Consider the following 17,261-nt stretch of genomic DNA (forward strand, 5'->3'; position numbering starts at 1 on the left):
CAATATTCATGCATTTATTTTGAATAAAAATACAATAATGCTGGGTAAAAAGATATCATAAGGTTCGGTGCCGTAAAACGCACCGGACGGGTGATTTACCCGGCTTCGTGGGTGAGCAGCGTGGCTGCGCTGATGAACCCTGCTACCTGTTTCACTGAACAAGCAAGAAGGTATACAGATCCCATGCTGAATACGTTGATAGTTGGTGCAAGTGGTTATACCGGCGCAGAGCTGGCACTGTACCTGAACCGTCACCCACAGATGAACATAACCGCTTTGGCGGTTTCAGCGCAAAGTGTAGATGCAGGAAAATTGATTTCCGATCTTCATCCCCAGCTTAAAGGCATTGTTGACTTGCCCGTGCAACCCCTGATCAGCGTTGCCGACGCAGCCAAAGGTGTCGACGTGGTTTTTCTGGCCACCGACCATAAAGTCAGTCACGATTTGGCACCGCAGTTTCTGGACGCTGGCTGTACAGTCTTTGATCTCTCCGGTGCTTACCGGGTACAGGACGCTGAATTTTACCGCCGTTATTACAGTTTCGAACATCAGCATACCGACTGGCTGGCTAAAGCCGTGTACGGGCTGGCGGAATGGCAGGCGGAACACATCAAGCAGGCCCAGCTTATCGCCGTACCGGGTTGTTACCCCACCGCCGCCCAACTGGCATTAAAGCCATTGGTGGAAGCACGCCTGCTGAACAGCGATCAATGGCCGATCATCAATGCTACCAGTGGTGTGAGCGGCGCCGGACGTAAGGCCAGCATGACCAACAGTTTTTGCGAAGTCAGCCTGCATCCTTATGGTATTTTTAACCATCGCCATCACCCGGAAATTGAAAGCCATCTGGGGATCCCGGTAATTTTCACACCGCATCTGGGTAATTTCCCGCGCGGGATACTGGAGACGATCACCTGTCGTTTGCAACCGGGCGTGACCGCGCAGGATATCGCCGAGGCCTATCATAATGCCTATCACGACAAGCCGTTGGTTCGCCTGTATGCTCAGGGCGTTCCGGCTCTGAAATCCGTGGTAGGGTTACCCTTCTGTGACATTGGTTTCTCCGTACAGAATGAACATTTGATTGTTGTGGCGACCGAAGATAACCTGCTGAAAGGCGCGGCAGCACAAGCCGTACAGTGCATGAATATTCGTTTCGGATTCCCGGAAACCCAATCTTTACTCTGATAACCCCTTAGAGGCGCAAAGACCCCATGAACCCGTTAATTATCAAGCTAGGTGGCGTATTACTGGATAGCGAAGAGGCGCTGGAACGCCTGTTCACCGCGCTGGTTCAGTATCGTCAACAACATCAACGTCCGTTGGTTATCGTCCACGGCGGAGGATGTCTGGTTGACGATCTGATGAAAAAATTGTCGTTACCCACGGTGAAGAAAAATGGTCTGCGCGTCACACCCGCCGATCAGATCGATATTATCACTGGCGCACTAGCCGGTTCCGCCAATAAAACCCTACTGGCATGGGCAAAAAAACATGATATTAATGCTGTCGGATTGTGTCTGGCGGATGGCGGCAGTACCGAGGTAACCCAGTTGGATGAAGCGCTGGGTTATGTGGGCAAAGCCCAGGCTGGTTCTCCCATGCTATTAAACACACTACTGGCGTCAGGCTATCTGCCAATAGTCAGTTCTATTGGTATTACCGCACAAGGTGACCTGATGAACGTCAACGCTGATCAGGCGGCTACCGCAGTGGCGGAAACACTGGGTGCAGACCTGATATTGCTGTCAGATGTCAGCGGTATTCTGGACGGTAAAGGCCAGCGCATCGCAGAAATGACGGCGCAGAAAGCGGAACAGCTCATCACGCAGGGTATTATTACTGACGGCATGATCGTCAAAGTCAATGCCGCACTGGATGCCGCCCGCACGCTGGGCCGCCCGGTGGATATCGCCAGTTGGCGCCATGCCGATCAGCTACCGGCGCTGTTCAACGGCGAACCTATCGGCACTCGCATTGTGGGGTAATAACGACAGCAGCATCCGTTATCCCGTTGCGGGAAGGGCGGTACAGAAAACGCATTATGGAAGCGGGTCAGATCATCATACGGATGGGATTCTACCCGCATTTATTTGAATACCGGGAGTAATGTTATGGCTTTGTGGGGTGGTCGGTTTAGTCAGGCAGCAGATCAGCGTTTTAAACAGTTCAACGACTCACTGCGGTTTGATTATCGTCTGGCAGAACAAGACATCGTAGGTTCCATCGGCTGGTCCAAAGCGCTGGTTACCGTTAATGTACTGAGTGCGCAAGAACAACAACAGTTGGAACAAGCGCTAAATACACTGCTGAAAGAAGTACAGGCCGATCCGGAAGCGATTCTGCAAAGCGATGCCGAGGATATTCACAGTTGGGTGGAACAGCGCCTGATCGAAAAAGTGGGTAATCTGGGTAAAAAATTGCATACCGGACGCAGCCGTAACGATCAGGTAGCCACCGATCTGAAGCTATGGTGTAAAACGCAAATCAATGAATTGATTCAGACTATTCGCCATCTGCGCCAGGCGTTGGTCGTTACGGCAGACGCTAACCAGGATGCGGTAATGCCCGGTTATACTCACATGCAACGCGCCCAACCGGTAACCTTTGCACACTGGTGTCTGGCTTATCATGAGATGCTGGCACGAGATGAAAGTCGGCTGGAAGACACGTTGAAACGTCTGGATGTCAGCCCGTTAGGGTGTGGGGCGCTGGCGGGAACCGCTTATTCCATCGACCGTGAACAACTGGCTGGCTGGCTGGGCTTTGCGTCCGCGACCCGTAACAGTCTGGATACCGTTTCCGATCGCGATCATGTACTGGAACTGCTGGCCAATGCGTCTATCGGCATGGTGCATCTGTCACGCTTCGCCGAAGACCTGATTTTCTTCAACAGCGGTGAAGCAGCCTTTGTTGAGCTTTCAGACCGCGTCACGTCCGGTTCTTCCCTGATGCCACAGAAGAAAAATCCAGACGCCCTGGAACTGATTCGGGGTAAATGTGGCCGAGTACAAGGTGCCCTGACCGGCATGATGATGACGCTGAAAGGGCTGCCACTGGCGTACAATAAGGATATGCAGGAAGACAAAGAAGGCCTGTTTGATGCACTGGATACCTGGCGTGATTGTCTGATGATGGCGGCACTGGTGCTGGAAGGCATTCAGATCAGGCGCCCACGTTGTCAGGATGCGGCAGAGCAAGGCTATGCCAATGCCACAGAACTGGCCGACTATCTGGTTGCCAAAGGTGTGCCGTTCCGTGAAGCACACCATATTGTTGGCGAAATTGTCGTCGAAGCCATCCGTCAAGGCAACGCGCTGGAAGCACTGTCTCTCACTGATTTACAGAAATTCAGTGCGGTAATTGCCGAAGACGTTTATCCCATTTTGTCATTACAGTCCTGCCTGGATAAACGTACTGCTCAGGGCGGCGTTTCTCCTCAGCAGGTAGCGAAAGCCATCGCTGAGGCAAAACAGCGTCTGGCCTGAATATTGTAAACACCGAGTCGAATATGATTTAGATACCGGATTACAAGCGACGAACTCCAGCTTACGCAAAGATGATGGGAGCAATAAACGTCGTAGTAACTTCAAGGCATAGCATGTGCTATGCCTTTCACCTTTCAATCACCATAAAACGACACGTTGCGTCGTTATTCTTCGTCATCATCCCGCAATGGCACAATCAACATATCGATGTGAACGGTATTGATCAGTTGGCGCGCAGATGACATCAGTTTGCTCCAGAAATCCTGATGGTGACCGCACAACACCAGATCCACACCGTATTTCCGAATAGCATCCACTAATACCTGTCCTAAATCACCGCTACCACTCAGCGTTTCAGTAATCGGATAACCTGCATTCTGGGACAGATCTCGCAGTGCATTCTGCGTTTCTTCAGAAATACGCTGTTGCATATCGCCCAAATTGACATCAATCAACCCGGTATAAAGATCGGAGTAATTCACATCTACATGAATTAACGAAACTTTAGCATCATACGGCCTTGCCATTGAAACAGCTTTTTCCACTAACACCTTGCTTTCCGGTGACAGATCAACAGCGATAAGAATGTGTTTGTAAGCCATAATAAGCTCCTTCCGTAAAGACTAATTAGTGAGTCAGCAGATATTTATCCTGCCAATCTGATAATTAATGGCGATCTGTAGATTAGCACCCTTGAAGAAGAGGGATATGTTCAGCAGATCACAACGCGGTATATTCCACATCTAACAGGCAAAAATCCAATAACCTCTACTAAATATCTTGAAGTTATGGTCTGTACAAGCCGATAAAAAAAGCATCAACGTAAAACTACGCCCTTTCTTTAATGAGTGTAGTTTAAAAGTGGCATTTTTTGTGTCCAAAAATTCGGCACGGAATCACAGAGAATAGCGATGTTTTTTTTCATCAAATAACGACATCAAGGCGACGTTATAGTAAAAAAAGTGGATTCCTCTTCTACAATAAAGATTGAGGGGAGGTCTGTCATTCCGGCAAGCCACCTTGAAAAAGGAAAGCAGGGGTGAAGAAGACATAAAGGGCTTTCGTCGCGATATTCCATATCCGACCGACCGCCCGATAAAATCGCGTGAATAACGTGTGGCATAAATATTCTCAGCTGGCTGTTACCGTGATCCGGCAGCATCCAACACGCTGATGAATAACAAACCGGGAGGGGAAGCATGATGAGTACATTGGCGCTTTTCTGGGCTTTATGTGTCGTCTGTATCATCAATATGGCGCGATATTATTCTTCATTACGCGTACTACTGCTGATACTGCGGGACTGTGATCCACTCCTGTATCAATACGTAGATGGAGGCGGTTTCTTTACCTCTCACGGTCAACCAAGCAAGCAAATCCGGCTGGTACGTTATATCTACACCCAACGCTACATTGAACATCACGATCCAGAATTTATCCGCCGCTGCGAACGGGTCCGCGGCCAGTTTCTGCTGACCACCGCGCTTTGCGGACTGGTGATAGTTAGCTTGATTGCCATGTTAATCTGGTATTGATATTGGCATGTCTGGAGGAGGGAAATGCGGGAGTGTCTTTTTGGTAACCTGAAAGTAAAAGGCGACCTTTACAGGGTCGCCTTTCTTATTCTTCATGGTAAGCACATGGGCTAAATCAGTTTCAACATCAACCAATAGATCACACCAGAAAGTACCAACGATACCGGCAGCGTGAAGACCCACGCCAGCATGATATTTTTCACGGTCCTGCTCTGCACTCCGCCACCATCAACAATCATGGTTCCCGCCACGGCGGAAGAAAGAACATGAGTGGTCGATACCGGCATCCCGGTATAGCTGGCAATACCAATCGACAATGCGGCGGTTACTTGTGCGGCAAGCCCCTGCGCATACGTCATGCCTTTCTTGCCAATCTTCTCACCGATAGTCGTGGCTACACGTTTCCAGCCCACCATCGTACCCAGTGACAGCGCCATCGCTACAGCGACAATGATCCAAACCGGCGCATATTCGACCGTTTTCAGCAAATCCTTACGCAAATTGCTCAACAAGTGCTGATCTTCTAACGAAGTTTCCGGCAACTTGATGGTGCGATCAATAGAATCAGAAATACACATCAGCAAGCGACGCACTTGAGCACGACTGTCGCCAGAGAGCTCATCGTAGCTTTTCAGATTACCCAGCAGACGCATTGTGTGGTCAATCGCCATCATCACGCGGGAACTATCACAATGAAACCCCGGCAGACCGTTGCCTGGAATGGTTTCATTCGGTGACGGAATCAGCGGTTCCGAGAGAGCAATCACGTGCGCCAACTCGGCCCCATGAGACTGGTAATATTCCTGCAGGTTAAACACGGCATCACGGGTGCGGCTAATGTCATAGCCAGAAGCATTCAGATTGACGACGAACCCGGCCGGCGCCACACCAATCAGCACCAACATGATAAGACCAATACCTTTCTGGCCATCGTTCGCACCGTGGGAAAAACTCACCCCCACGGCAGACAGAATCAGCGCAGTACGAGTCCAAAACGGTGGCTTCCGTTTACCATCCTGTTTTTCGCGTTCGGCAGGCGTCATGTGAATGCGCAGCCGCTTTTTATTGCCACTCCAGTAGCGACGCAACAGATACACCAACAATCCAGCCATCACCAGGCCGACAATCGGAGAAAGGATCAACGACAGGAAAATACTGATCATTTTCGGAATGTTGAGTGCATCCACTACCGAAGTATCCGTCAGCAACGCATTGGTTAAACCAATACCGATGATGGAACCGATCAGTGTATGAGAACTGGAGGCCGGCAGACCGAAATACCAGGTCCCCAGGTTCCAGATAATCGCCGCCAGCAGCATGGAAAATACCATCACCAGACCGTGGACAGAACTGACATTCAGCAACAAATCCGTGGGAAGCAGGTGAACAATCGCATACGCGACGCTAAGCCCCCCCAGAAGTACACCAAAGAAGTTAAATACCCCGGCCATCACAACAGCAAGCTGTGCACGCATAGCGCGGGTATAGATAACGGTAGCGACCGCATTGGCTGTATCGTGGAAGCCATTAATCGCTTCATAGATCAATACAAACAACAAAGCCAGTATCAACATCAGACCGGTATGAAAATCAATGCCGGCAAATAAATGTAGCATAAGCGTTAGGCCATTAGGTGGTCATGAACGCGGCGCATTATCGGCGACAAGCAGGGGTATGGAAAAGCGAAATATGACATTATTTTGACTTACTCTACGTTAACCTTTTGCGGATATGGTATTTAATCAATAAAAATCAATGCATTAAATATTATTACCAAATTATATATTTTTTTACACTGGTCAGAGCATGCCGCGAACACTACAATTTGCCGCCCTGAAAGGCCATCAGGTTGCAGGCCGGGCCGTTATTTATTACCGGGAGAACAAGCGTGGAACAGTTTGACGTAGTGGTTATCGGTGCCGGTGCCGCCGGGCTTTTCTGTGCCGCACAGGCCGGTCAACGTGGACTACGAGTGCTACTGGTGGATAATGGTAAAAAACCCGGGCGTAAAATATTAATGTCCGGCGGCGGGCGCTGCAACTTCACCAATGTACACACCGAACCGGCTGCTTACCTGTCCCACAATCCCCATTTCTGCAAATCTGCGCTGGCACGCTACACCCAGTGGGATTTTATCGATCTGGTGAACCGCCACGGCATCGCGTACCACGAGAAAACGCTGGGACAATTGTTCTGCGATGATTCGGCACAGCAGATTGTCGATATGCTGATGAAAGAGTGTGAATATGGCAATGTCACCCTGCGGTTGCGTAGCGAAGTGTTATCGGTAGAGAAACAACAACAGTTTCAGGTTCAGCTCACACAAGAGATGGTGCAGACACCGGCGCTGGTGATTGCCAGCGGTGGACTTTCCATGCCAGGGCTTGGTGCCTCGCCGTTTGGTTATCAGTTGGCCCAGCAGTTTGGCATCAACGTACTCCCCACCCGGGCCGCACTGGTGCCCTTTACGTTGCATAAACCGCTGCTGGAACAGTTGCAAACCCTCTCTGGCGTTTCGGTACCCGCCATCGTGACAGCCGAAAACGGCACCAGCTTTCGCGAGAATATTCTGTTTACTCATCGCGGCCTCTCTGGTCCGGCGATCCTTCAGCTTTCCAGTTACTGGCAAGCGGGAGAATTCGTCACCATCAACCTGCTTCCCAACATCGATCTGGCGGCGCGTATCAATGCTGAACAACTTGCACACCCCAATCAAAGCCTGAAAAACACGCTGGCACAGTGGCTACCCAAGCGGCTGGTGGAATGCCTGCAAACGCTGGAACAACTGCCGGATATCACCCTGAAACAGCTTAATCCTGCCCAGCAGACACAATTGGAGAACGCGCTACAACGTTGGCGGGTTCAACCCAACGGCACCGAGGGTTATCGCACGGCAGAAGTGACACTGGGTGGTGTGGACACACGGGAGCTGTCCTCCAAAACCATGGTAGCCAACAAGGTTCCGGGACTTTATTTTATCGGCGAAGTGGTGGACGTCACCGGCTGGCTCGGCGGCTACAACTTCCAGTGGGCCTGGAGTTCAGCCTGGGCCTGCGCACAGGCGCTGGGGTGATTATACAAGGACAATACGTTAGATTTTCTGTGGGAACACAATATCAGTTGTTGGCATATTAACTGATCATTTTTTTGGCAATCACTTAATAGTAGCAATCGCTATAACTATGGAAAGATAAAAAATAAAAATAGAGAATTAAAAATGCATCAATGATGGACAAAGGTTTGATTTATTCAACAACGCCAATAATACCTTGAGAGATAATGCATTAATCTGTTTAATGTAATTGGGTGAGAATAGATCACGAATAAAAAAGATGAACGTTAACCAGACTCTCAGCCCCGATCTGGACGAGTGGATAAATGCGCAAAATCCTATCGTTTCTATGTCTAAAGAGTATCCAGCGGGCCACAACATTACCTTGCATCAGCACAGCCGTGGACAACTGGTTTATGGCTGCTCCGGGATGATGGAACTGCGCACCCGAGATGAGTATTGGATGCTTCCTCCCCTTCGTGGCGTCTGGATACCACCACAGGTGGATCATGCTATGGTCGCCCGAACTGCGGTATCTTTGCGTACCCTTTATGTCAATATCAAGGCGTTTTCTATTGCCTTGCCGCTTCATCCGATGGGCATTAATGTGTCACCTCTATTACGAGAGTTGCTCGCTCAGGCCTCAAAATTTCATTTAAATTATCCACCAGAAAGTTTTGAATCACGTTTACTTTCATTAACTTTGGAGGAAATGCAACGTTCCGCCGAGAATGGTCTTCGATTACCCATGGGTCGAGACAAACGGCTACGCAGCATCTGTGATGCGCTTTTTGCGCATCCAGGTGATCCACGTTCCTTATTCGAGTGGGCAAATGAGGTTGGTGCAACAACTCGGACACTCACGCGATTATTTCAAAATGAGACGGGAATGCCATTTGTCCATTGGCGTCAGCAGTTACGTATTGTCGATGCAATTCCAAGGCTCATTGCAGGCGAACGCATTAGCCAAATTGCCGATAGTTTAGGTTACAACTCCCAAGGGGCTTTTACCGTGATGTTTAAGCGAGTGACTGGCAAAGTGCCCAGTGATTATTTTAGTTGATAAGTCCGATTCGACGATAAACCTGTCTCATTCAAAAGAAACTAAAAATAGTTAATCCATATACTGTTCTGATTAATGAAAATTAATTGGGGAACAGATGAAAACCTCTCGAGTGGCAACGATAAACCAATACCTTTTGTTAGTAATCATATCCACTTTTCTACAAGGTTCCTCTTTCGTAAGCACCAAGATAGTTATGAGCGATGTCCCACCACTCTGGACAGCCTCTGCTCGTTTCTTTGTTGCGGCACTAACGTTATGCCCTTTTGTCTTTTTACTGATGCGCCGCCAACAACTAAAGTTACGTGATCTACCTTGGGTACAGCTTTTCTTAATCGGCTCATTACAAACAACGGGTGTTATGGCATTCCTGAACTTTGGATTACTGTCTACGTCTCCCTCTACTGCTGCGATTTTAATGGCAAGCAATCCCTTATTAGTCGTCCCGCTGGCATGGATTTTTCTGGGTGAGCGGTCATCAATGCTGGCGTTGGTTGGATTACTTATCGCTTTTATAGGCGTGATAATTTGTATCGGTATCAGCCATTCCGGAAACGGTATTAATTATGGTGACGGGCTGGTCATGTTGGCATCAGGGTGTTGGGCATGCTCCACGGTGCTTAATAAAAAGTTTGATTTTACCCTTTCACCATGGATAGTAACATTTTGGCAGATGTTGCTTGGAGCCTTGGTTTTGGCAATTGTTGCCATAGTAAGTAAACAACATCCCGCGCTGCCTTCCACACCTTATAAATGGGGAATGTTTTTTTGGTTGGCCATCCCAGCGTCAACAGGAGCAATGGGATTATGGTTCGCGGCCCTGAAAATTGGCGGCTCTGTACAAACCAGCGGTTTTTTGTTCCTGTGTCCATTATTTGCTGCATTAATCGCTTTCGCATTGACACGGCAAACCCCAGCGCTGCACGAAGTTATTGGTGGCGTACTAATTGGCGTTGGACTGTATATTATGTCTCGCTGGCGCTATGCCAGCGAGGAAGAGGGGGCCAAACAGAAAAAAGCATTAGAGGAAATAAACGATTAACAGCGTTCCACAATCATAGCGATGCCTTGTCCTCGGACAGCTCTAATTCCGCTTTTGAGCATACTTGTTGAGCAGCCATACTATGAGTAGCACACAACATTCCAATACCAAACCCAGTCATTTGCATCAGTGTTAACAAACTAAATATCGGTAATCGTAGGCTCTCAGGTTCGTTTTGTACTCGCGAAATGAGGCTCACTTTTGCCAGGCCATTGCCGATTCCAGCCCAGATAATAAAAAACAAAGGCCATGGCATTTCCATCTGTTGAAAGGTACAAATAAATCCAATAGACATCAGGGCCACGCCAGCAAAGAAGATGTTTTCAATGCCCATTCTTCCGCTCCTACGAAGCCAATAACCAGCAAGCCTGGCACCAATGAATTCCCTACGGCCCAGATGGCTAATAGTAGCCCCATTGTTTTAGCTGCAGTATCAGGCGTTAGCAACTTGGACAGAATTAGAAAACCGACATTATACGCTGCACTTCCCAATGTATCTGCCATGCTGATTATCAACATGCCGGCAACTTTTCCTCGTTCGATGCCGCTTTGCTGGTGCGTGACCCTCGCGGGCGCTATACGCTGGCATCAGCGAAACAGATTCTGGAAGTCGCGCGCCTGGTCATCAACCAGAAGATGCAGCGCGGCACCGAGTTCAATTCACCTTTTGCGGTCAAGGAGTATCTGCGCGCTTCGCTTGCCTACGGTTCGACACACAAGGGCGGCCGTTGCCATGTTCAGCCGTTTCCCACCGATGTTCCATCACAAAGATCGGGGGCTTGGCCTTTTTCTCTGCAAAAAATGTTGGAGCAACCCAACCCATGATTTTTTACACGAGCTATGTCTTACAAACCTGAGCTGACGCATGTAACCTTGTCAGAAAAGTAATGAACACAAAAATGAAGCTCATATGACAACGCCTACTCAAATTGACACTACCAGCTTGCTCACCATATTAGGCGTTATCGCCGCCGTCTGGGCGTTGATTTCTCCTACCAACAGGCTTCGTTTTCGCTTCTGTATGACTTGGAGAGATTGGTTTGTCGGTGGCGTAGTTTTTCTCCTCATTCACTATTTAGTTTTTGCTCCGGCCTTAGAAAGACTTGGGCTGTACTACAGCCTAGGGCCGTGGAAGTGGGGGCTTGATAGTTCAAGCGCGGTTTACCTGCTTCTCCTATCCGTTGCCTGCTACTTCTTTTGGCGTACAAGATTTCCTACTCTTGCCCGAGGTAGAGTCCACATATTCCGTGAACTGATTGAAAACCTGCATCTCACCAGGCGATATGACGAGTTGGTATTGCTTGTCGAACCTCAACTGCCGAAACTGATTTCCTTGGCCAAGCAGCAGTCTTTGCTCGTGCGCTGGATTGATCATTTCGACAGGCAAAAAATTGACATGGCCGCTCTGTTTCGCGGTGATAGACCACCAGTACTACCTGCATGGCGAAAGCGTTTGAATTCCTTACTTCAAAAATTGAAGTCGTGGAGTTTGGCCCGTGATGATGCCAGCACGCAAGCCCGTGAGGTCCTCTTAAATATGGTCACTTCTCCAGAGCTGACGATCCATCTGGCGGTGGCGCACCCACATTTTTGCCTCAGGCTTCTTGAATCCAATGAAGCGATAAACTCCGACTTTATTGACCACTACATAGATGCACTGCTCGATGCTCCTGGGAGTCGTCTCTATGTGGAGTTGAAAAACAATCAAAACCTCAGTGTTGGTAGTAGGTTATATCTTCCTGAAAATAACAGATTGCTTCGATTTTTCTTTGCCGACGCCGAGATGGCGTTGAAGAACGGTCTGGATAAGGCCATTGGTGAGGCTGTATGCAGACGGCTCGATGAAGATAATGAGTTGGTCGAGAAACTCAACAAACCACTAGGCTCCTACTATGACGCAGGCAGGTTCCGCTGCCCAATCAATTCGGGAATAACACTTTTCGAAATCATGATCCATGAGGGCATCCATCAGGGTCTGCACAATCATATGTGGTTGCACTATTTTGGGCACTTCGCGGAAAAGATCCTCAAGCAAATGACTGTGCAGCCGGATGAGGAAAGCTATCAAGAGTGGCCGACACCTTTTCACTATCTTCTCTACCGCTTGGTCAGCGTTGCCACGGATTGGGCTGAACAGTGTGCGCGAATTACGGACTCTGAGATACCCGAGGCTACCCGTGCTGCTGATGGTTTTGATCGGCACTATATTTCTAAGGAAGCCACCAAGGTGCTTGGCTCGATGCTAGGAGATATCATTCCAAGTGAGAAAATCTCGGCACAGTTCAAGACATATTTGCTGGAGGTCGTCGTTCGCAGCCATATCAAGATTCAGCGTGACGCTAATTTGGCGGATGTCTCCTCGTCGTTTATTACTGCAGTGATCTCGGGAGCGAACATGCCGACCAAGAGCTCATATCGCGTGGCCTTGAAAAGCGAATTTCAAAAGATTGACCATGTAATTAGAAGTGATGCATCAGCATTTGGGCAAGCTCTCGATGCTTCCCTTTTGTGATATTGATAGAGGCTTAATACGAATAAGTCAGTGGTGCATTAGTAGTTATTTGTCTTTTGCTGATTTAATTAGTTCGCATGTCTGACGTTTGCGGTCGGCACGACTTGATTGAGGCCATAGCCCGTGCGCTCGTCCCCTTCGGAAACGAGTCGCATCATGGCCTCACGCATTTCACTCGATATAGGTGTACTCGCCTCTTTCCGCCTGCACGACTTATGGTAATAAATCCCTGAAAAACGAAACTCAGCAGACCGTTAAAACCAAAATCGTTAAAGGGAAAACTACGCAGCAGGAAATCTTGGCTGCATTTGGGGAGCCGCAAACACGCGCAACCAATGATGGTCAGGAAATGTGGTCTTACTCCAGTATGTCAGGCGAGAGTCAGATATCGAACTATGTTCCCGGTCTGGCCTTGCTGAAGAACAGCAACACCGCTCATATGAACTCCCTTGAAATCTGGTTTAAAGGGAATGTTGTTGATCGATATAATTTCAGTCAGACGGCAAGTAAGGTTTCTCGTGGGTTGTTGGATTAAAAATATCTGATACAGAGCCTACAAAACAAAATCAGTCGCTGTCGGAAGAGATTTTTGGTGAGCATAAACAATAATGACATCGAGACATTTAAAGAAAAAATTCTGAAAATCAGAATGTTATCGCACCATCATATATAGAAATGACTCGTGAAGCTATTTTATACAGGACCAAAAATACAAAGGCCAAAACAGTCATGATATCTAATACCGTAGGCATTACCTCCACTAACGTATTCAAAATAAACGATTTATATCCGCATCAAGTCCGTAAACAGGCATCTGTTCGTCAGTTTGTGGATTTCTATGGGCAGTGAGACCGGTAGGGGGAACCGGTACACAAATAAAAATGACTCGTGCCGTTATTGAAGCTGGTGTGTCGCACTATTTTCCGTGGCAATTCGGTGTTGATTATGACCGAATAGGAAAAGGAAGCGGGCAACCCGTCTGGGATGAGCAACTTGCTGTCCGGCAGATTTTACGAAACCAGCAACAGACAAAATGGGTTATCGTCTCCACGGGTATGTTTACCCGTTTTCTTTTTAAACCCGATTTTGGCGTGGTTGATATACCTGGCCGAAAAGTACATGCACTGGGCAATGCAAACTTTGCGTTAACGCTCACGACGCCTGAAGATATAGGGATACTGACAGCAGAGATATTTTTCCAAACCCCAGCTATAGAAAATAGGGTCATCTATATAGCAGGTGACACGATTACATATAGGCAACTGGCTAATATACTGAGCCAACAGTACCGGTCTTCTTTTGCTCTTGAAGTGGATAACATTCGAACGCTTCAAAACACCGTAGAAAGCTCACCAAATGATGTATTCGCAGCCTACCGACTTGCTTTTGCACGTGAAGATGGGGTCGCCTGGGATAAATCGATTACTTACAATGCACAACGCGGGATTCACGTTACCGATGTGGGAAAGTGGCTGGAAGAAAATAAGCACGATTATTGAATACTGGCGGTGAAGCGGGCCTTATCGGCCCGCATGTAATAACTCACTTTCCTACTTTTGCTAATTCTGTTTCTACCATTTTCTCAAACTGATCATAAGGAACATAACCTGACAGCAGGGTGTCGCCGATCAGTATTGCCGGTGTTCCCTGAATCCTCAGTTTATTGGCCAGGGCGAGATTCGTTTTGATGGTTTCCAGACTTCTTTTGCTTGGTTCATTGACCGTCACGCCCACTGTCTTCTCGGCAGCTTTAATACTGGCGTCATCGTGATAACCCTTTTTGGCCATTAAGCGGTCGTTAAAGGCAAGGAAGCGATCCGGCTGTGTCTCCCATACGGTAAGCGCATCCCTGGCCGAGGTAAGCGAACTTGCGGCACGAAACGGCAAAAATTTAAACACCACTTCCACCTCCGGATGCGCCTTTATAATCTTCTCCATATACGGATCGAACTGCTTGCAGTACGGGCAGTTATAATCAGTAAATAGCACCAGTGTCAGTTTGGGTTTGCTGGCGCCAATATGTGGAGAGCCAGAATCATTGTAGAGAGCATCTTTATTCTGGCTGATAATCTGCTTCACTTCGTTCTGTTGTTGTTGCTCAGCCTGCTGGTTATAGGCGTCAGCTGCCTGCGCCAAGATGCTCGGGTTCTCTATCAGGGTTTCTTTGATTAGCACTTTGATTCTGGCTTCCTGTGCTGGCGTAAAAGGTGGCGCAGCCCAGAGAGGGGTGGAGATCAACATTAAAGCAATAGCGAGTTTTTTCATTAACGTGTTCCTTTAGCCGCATTCAGCGTTTTTAATAAATTTTCACTGTCGAGAAGAGGTGGTAGCACAACACCGTCCGGTTTACCCGGACCGTAAATCTGGTTGAAAGGTACCGCTACTCTTCCGCGACGTTTGAGAAAGTCGGTGATTTCTTTAGCCGGTTTTGTCCAGTCTCCACGAAGAGCCACTACGTCATCCTGTTGCAGAGCCTGACGGACATCTTCACGATCCAGCACCCGGAGTTCATTAACTTTACAGGTGATACACCAGTCAGCGGTGACATCGATAAACACACGCTTATGATTCATCAGCGCCTGATTAATTGCCTCTTCACTCAACGGTTGCCAGGCAATTTTTTCCCTGGCCTCTGTTTGGGATACACCTGAACCGGAAACGATAAGTGATTTGGTCAGATAACCACTCACAAACATCACAAGAAGCAACGCGATGTAAAACATCCGGGCATAGTTTTGGGTTTTCTTGCCGATAAGGATCGCGGTAAGTAACACCATAAATACCGCAATCATAATGACGATGTCAGTGCCGACATAGACATTTATCAAACTCAGCAACCACAAGCATGAACCGAACATCATAAGGCCAAGACCGGTGCGTAACCAGTTCATCCAGCGTCCTGGTCCGGGTAGCCACATCGCCATTGCCGGCCACAATGCCACCAGCAACCAGGGGAAACTCATTCCGAGCCCCAGCGCCAAAAACACGACCCATAGCTGCGTCAAGGGAGCTGCGAGTGCAAACGCTACCGCCGTTCCCAAAAATGGTGCCGAACAAGGCGTGGCGAGCAGTGTTGCAAAAACCCCCTCACAGAAGTTACCGGCGATGCCGCGTCCACCAACCGTGGCCAAACGGCTATTTAAGGCAGAAGGCAGGGCGAAATAAAAAACATCAAACAAGTTTAGGCTAAAGAGGAAAGTAATGAGCACCATGAAGGCAATAAACCACGGACTTTGAAACTGTAGGCCCCATCCGATAACCGAGTGACTTAAACGTAACGAGGTCATCAGTAGCGCCAACGCCATAAATGAGACCATGATTCCGGCTGCAGTGGAGAGAAACCTGATACGTATATTGCCTCGTACACGGTTATCCGCATGCAGTACCGAGCCGAGTTTCATACCCAGCACCGGCAGCACACAAGGCATCAGATTCAGGATCAACCCACCGGCAAGCGCCATGAGTAGAATGTTCCAGAAAGGCAGTACATTCCCCATCTGCGCTCGAGCGATTAAGGTTTTACTGTGCTGCGCCATATCCTGATCGGCAATGACCAGTGACAGGCTTTGTCCGGTCAGATCAGGTGGTGTGTCACCCCACGCATCAGTCACCGGAACCGTCACCTTCAGGTGATGTCCGTTAATATCGGTCACCGGTTTGCCCAGGCTGGCATCGCTTAGGGAATCCAGAAACACTTCCGGGGCTTTCCATCCGCGAGGGTTTTCCGCCGTAATGAGCAGCTTCCCATTGGTATAGGACGCTTTCACATCACTCATCATGCCGCTTTGGCTGGGAACCCGACCCATCGCGCGAGTAAAATCATCATCAAACGACTTATCATTCGGCAAAGACAAGTCAAGGCGGAATGGATAGTCAGTCAGAATACAGACGTTACTGCATGTTGGAAGCGTCAGTGTACCCGCAAGAACGGTGAGATGTTTCTCCGTCATGACCATCGGGATAGTAACGTGGTCATGGTATCCCTGAGTCGTTAACCCTGAAATATCGGAACGCGTCGGAACCGGCCAGAACCATTTGGCAGTAAGGTGATCCTGCCAGCTGATTTTTGGCGCCACACCGCCATCACCAGGGGATCGCCAGTAGGTTTTCCAACCAGGCGCCAGTCTGACGTCAAGCAAAACACGTAGGTCGCTCTTTGACGTATCAGCGCGAACGCGTACCTGCGCATGGCTGTTCTGCGCATCCTGTAACCAGCCGGTATCTGCCGCCTGAGCAGCGGATATGCTGAACAACAACAGGAGAAAAAATCTCCTGATAAAAATGTACATAATTAATCTCCGTAAATGAGTAGTTCAGAACCGTCAGAAACGGTCTGTCATTCACGGAAAACGCAATTTTTAAGGTGTATTCGCAAAACCGGTGGCGGATGTTCACGCTCCGGTGGATAAGAGGTTAGTTGTTTTATTGGCTGGATAAAAAAGGCGAGGAAAGCCAGCAAACTTCCCAAAAAAAGGAGCGGACTCTCAAAAAAGAGTGGTTGTGTCATCAGCAGTGAATGAGCGCTCAACTGACAGGGGGAAACGGGCGCTATCTTGTCTGACTGGTCTG

At 48.6% G+C, this 17,261-nt stretch carries 17 protein-coding genes; 11 read left to right on the forward strand and 6 right to left on the reverse strand.

Annotation, left to right across the window (positions count from 1 at the left end; translation table 11 throughout):
* Window positions 1-183 precede the first annotated feature (183 nt).
* From argC to argH, 3 genes are all read left to right on the forward strand, one after another.
* Entirely contained in the window at window positions 184-1,188 is a 1,005-nt protein-coding gene (gene argC, locus CWC46_RS01985; protein ID WP_021013834.1) for an N-acetyl-gamma-glutamyl-phosphate reductase, read from the forward strand.
* Between the two features lie 26 nt (window positions 1,189-1,214).
* A complete protein-coding gene (gene argB / locus CWC46_RS01990; RefSeq protein WP_021013833.1) occupies window positions 1,215-1,988 on the forward strand; it encodes an acetylglutamate kinase in 774 nt (257 codons plus the stop codon).
* A gap of 126 nt (window positions 1,989-2,114) precedes the next feature.
* A complete protein-coding gene (argH, locus tag CWC46_RS01995; protein ID WP_021013832.1) occupies window positions 2,115-3,488 on the forward strand; it encodes an argininosuccinate lyase in 1,374 nt (457 codons plus the stop codon).
* Window positions 3,489-3,652: 164 nt separating this feature from the next.
* Here argH and uspA read toward each other — a convergent pair whose 3' ends face one another.
* On the reverse strand, window positions 3,653-4,090 hold the full coding sequence (gene uspA, locus CWC46_RS02000) for a universal stress protein UspA (protein ID WP_021013831.1): 438 nt from the start codon (window positions 4,088-4,090) through the stop codon (window positions 3,653-3,655).
* A gap of 597 nt (window positions 4,091-4,687) precedes the next feature.
* Between uspA and uspB the strand changes: the two genes are divergently transcribed.
* Window positions 4,688-5,023 carry a universal stress protein UspB gene (gene uspB, locus CWC46_RS02005; protein WP_021013830.1) on the forward strand — a complete coding sequence of 112 codons (336 nt, stop codon included), beginning with the start codon at window positions 4,688-4,690 and terminating at the stop codon, window positions 5,021-5,023.
* Window positions 5,024-5,133: 110 nt separating this feature from the next.
* Here the strand turns inward: uspB and pitA are convergent, their stop codons facing one another.
* Window positions 5,134-6,639, reverse strand: coding sequence for an inorganic phosphate transporter PitA (gene pitA / locus CWC46_RS02010; protein ID WP_021013829.1), 1,506 nt, complete (start codon window positions 6,637-6,639; stop codon window positions 5,134-5,136).
* 272 nt (window positions 6,640-6,911) lie between these two features.
* On the opposite strand from pitA, the gene CWC46_RS02015 reads away from it, so the two are divergent.
* The 3 genes from CWC46_RS02015 (at window position 6,912) to CWC46_RS02025 (ending at window position 10,180) form a co-directional block, all read left to right on the forward strand.
* Window positions 6,912-8,096, forward strand: coding sequence for a BaiN/RdsA family NAD(P)/FAD-dependent oxidoreductase (locus CWC46_RS02015; protein ID WP_021013828.1), 1,185 nt, complete (start codon window positions 6,912-6,914; stop codon window positions 8,094-8,096).
* A 259-nt stretch (window positions 8,097-8,355) separates the two neighbouring features.
* The gene (locus tag CWC46_RS02020; protein WP_021013827.1) at window positions 8,356-9,138 is read left to right on the forward strand and encodes an AraC family transcriptional regulator; all 783 of its coding nucleotides are present in this window, start codon (window positions 8,356-8,358) and stop codon (window positions 9,136-9,138) included.
* A 97-nt stretch (window positions 9,139-9,235) separates the two neighbouring features.
* The gene (locus CWC46_RS02025; protein ID WP_021013826.1) at window positions 9,236-10,180 is read left to right on the forward strand and encodes a DMT family transporter; all 945 of its coding nucleotides are present in this window, start codon (window positions 9,236-9,238) and stop codon (window positions 10,178-10,180) included.
* Between the two features lie 13 nt (window positions 10,181-10,193).
* Here CWC46_RS02025 and CWC46_RS23150 read toward each other — a convergent pair whose 3' ends face one another.
* Both CWC46_RS23150 and CWC46_RS23155 read right to left on the reverse strand, forming a co-directional pair.
* Window positions 10,194-10,514 (reverse strand): hypothetical protein, encoded by a 321-nt coding sequence (locus CWC46_RS23150; protein ID WP_021013825.1) that lies wholly within the window; start codon window positions 10,512-10,514, stop codon window positions 10,194-10,196.
* Window positions 10,475-10,699: a hypothetical protein gene (locus CWC46_RS23155; protein ID WP_021013824.1), complete on the reverse strand. Its 225-nt coding sequence runs from the start codon at window positions 10,697-10,699 to the stop codon at window positions 10,475-10,477. The genes CWC46_RS23150 and CWC46_RS23155 overlap by 40 nt, the downstream gene beginning before the upstream one ends.
* A 30-nt stretch (window positions 10,700-10,729) precedes the next feature.
* Here CWC46_RS23155 and CWC46_RS23750 point away from each other — a divergent pair, with 30 nt between their 5' ends.
* The 4 genes from CWC46_RS23750 to CWC46_RS02050 all read left to right on the forward strand — a co-directional run bounded on the left by CWC46_RS23750 (window position 10,730) and on the right by CWC46_RS02050 (window position 14,191).
* Window positions 10,730-11,005 carry a hypothetical protein gene (locus tag CWC46_RS23750; protein ID WP_051391442.1) on the forward strand — a complete coding sequence of 92 codons (276 nt, stop codon included), beginning with the start codon at window positions 10,730-10,732 and terminating at the stop codon, window positions 11,003-11,005.
* An 85-nt stretch (window positions 11,006-11,090) separates the two neighbouring features.
* Window positions 11,091-12,692, forward strand: coding sequence for a hypothetical protein (locus CWC46_RS02040; protein ID WP_021013823.1), 1,602 nt, complete (start codon window positions 11,091-11,093; stop codon window positions 12,690-12,692).
* Window positions 12,693-12,876: 184 nt separating this feature from the next.
* A complete protein-coding gene (locus CWC46_RS02045; protein WP_037380462.1) occupies window positions 12,877-13,227 on the forward strand; it encodes a hypothetical protein in 351 nt (116 codons plus the stop codon).
* Between the two features lie 346 nt (window positions 13,228-13,573).
* Window positions 13,574-14,191: an NmrA family NAD(P)-binding protein gene (locus CWC46_RS02050; RefSeq protein WP_071790840.1), complete on the forward strand. Its 618-nt coding sequence runs from the start codon at window positions 13,574-13,576 to the stop codon at window positions 14,189-14,191.
* Window positions 14,192-14,234: 43 nt separating this feature from the next.
* Here the strand turns inward: CWC46_RS02050 and CWC46_RS02055 are convergent, their stop codons facing one another.
* Window positions 14,235-14,957 carry a DsbA family protein gene (locus CWC46_RS02055; protein ID WP_021013820.1) on the reverse strand — a complete coding sequence of 241 codons (723 nt, stop codon included), beginning with the start codon at window positions 14,955-14,957 and terminating at the stop codon, window positions 14,235-14,237.
* On the reverse strand, window positions 14,957-16,981 hold the full coding sequence (locus CWC46_RS02060) for a protein-disulfide reductase DsbD family protein (RefSeq protein WP_021013819.1): 2,025 nt from the start codon (window positions 16,979-16,981) through the stop codon (window positions 14,957-14,959). The genes CWC46_RS02055 and CWC46_RS02060 overlap by 1 nt, the downstream gene beginning before the upstream one ends.
* Window positions 16,982-17,261 lie beyond the last annotated feature (280 nt).

It is taken from the genome of Prodigiosinella confusarubida (assembly GCF_002847015.1).
In the GTDB taxonomy this organism is placed as follows: domain Bacteria; phylum Pseudomonadota; class Gammaproteobacteria; order Enterobacterales; family Enterobacteriaceae; genus Prodigiosinella; species Prodigiosinella aquatilis.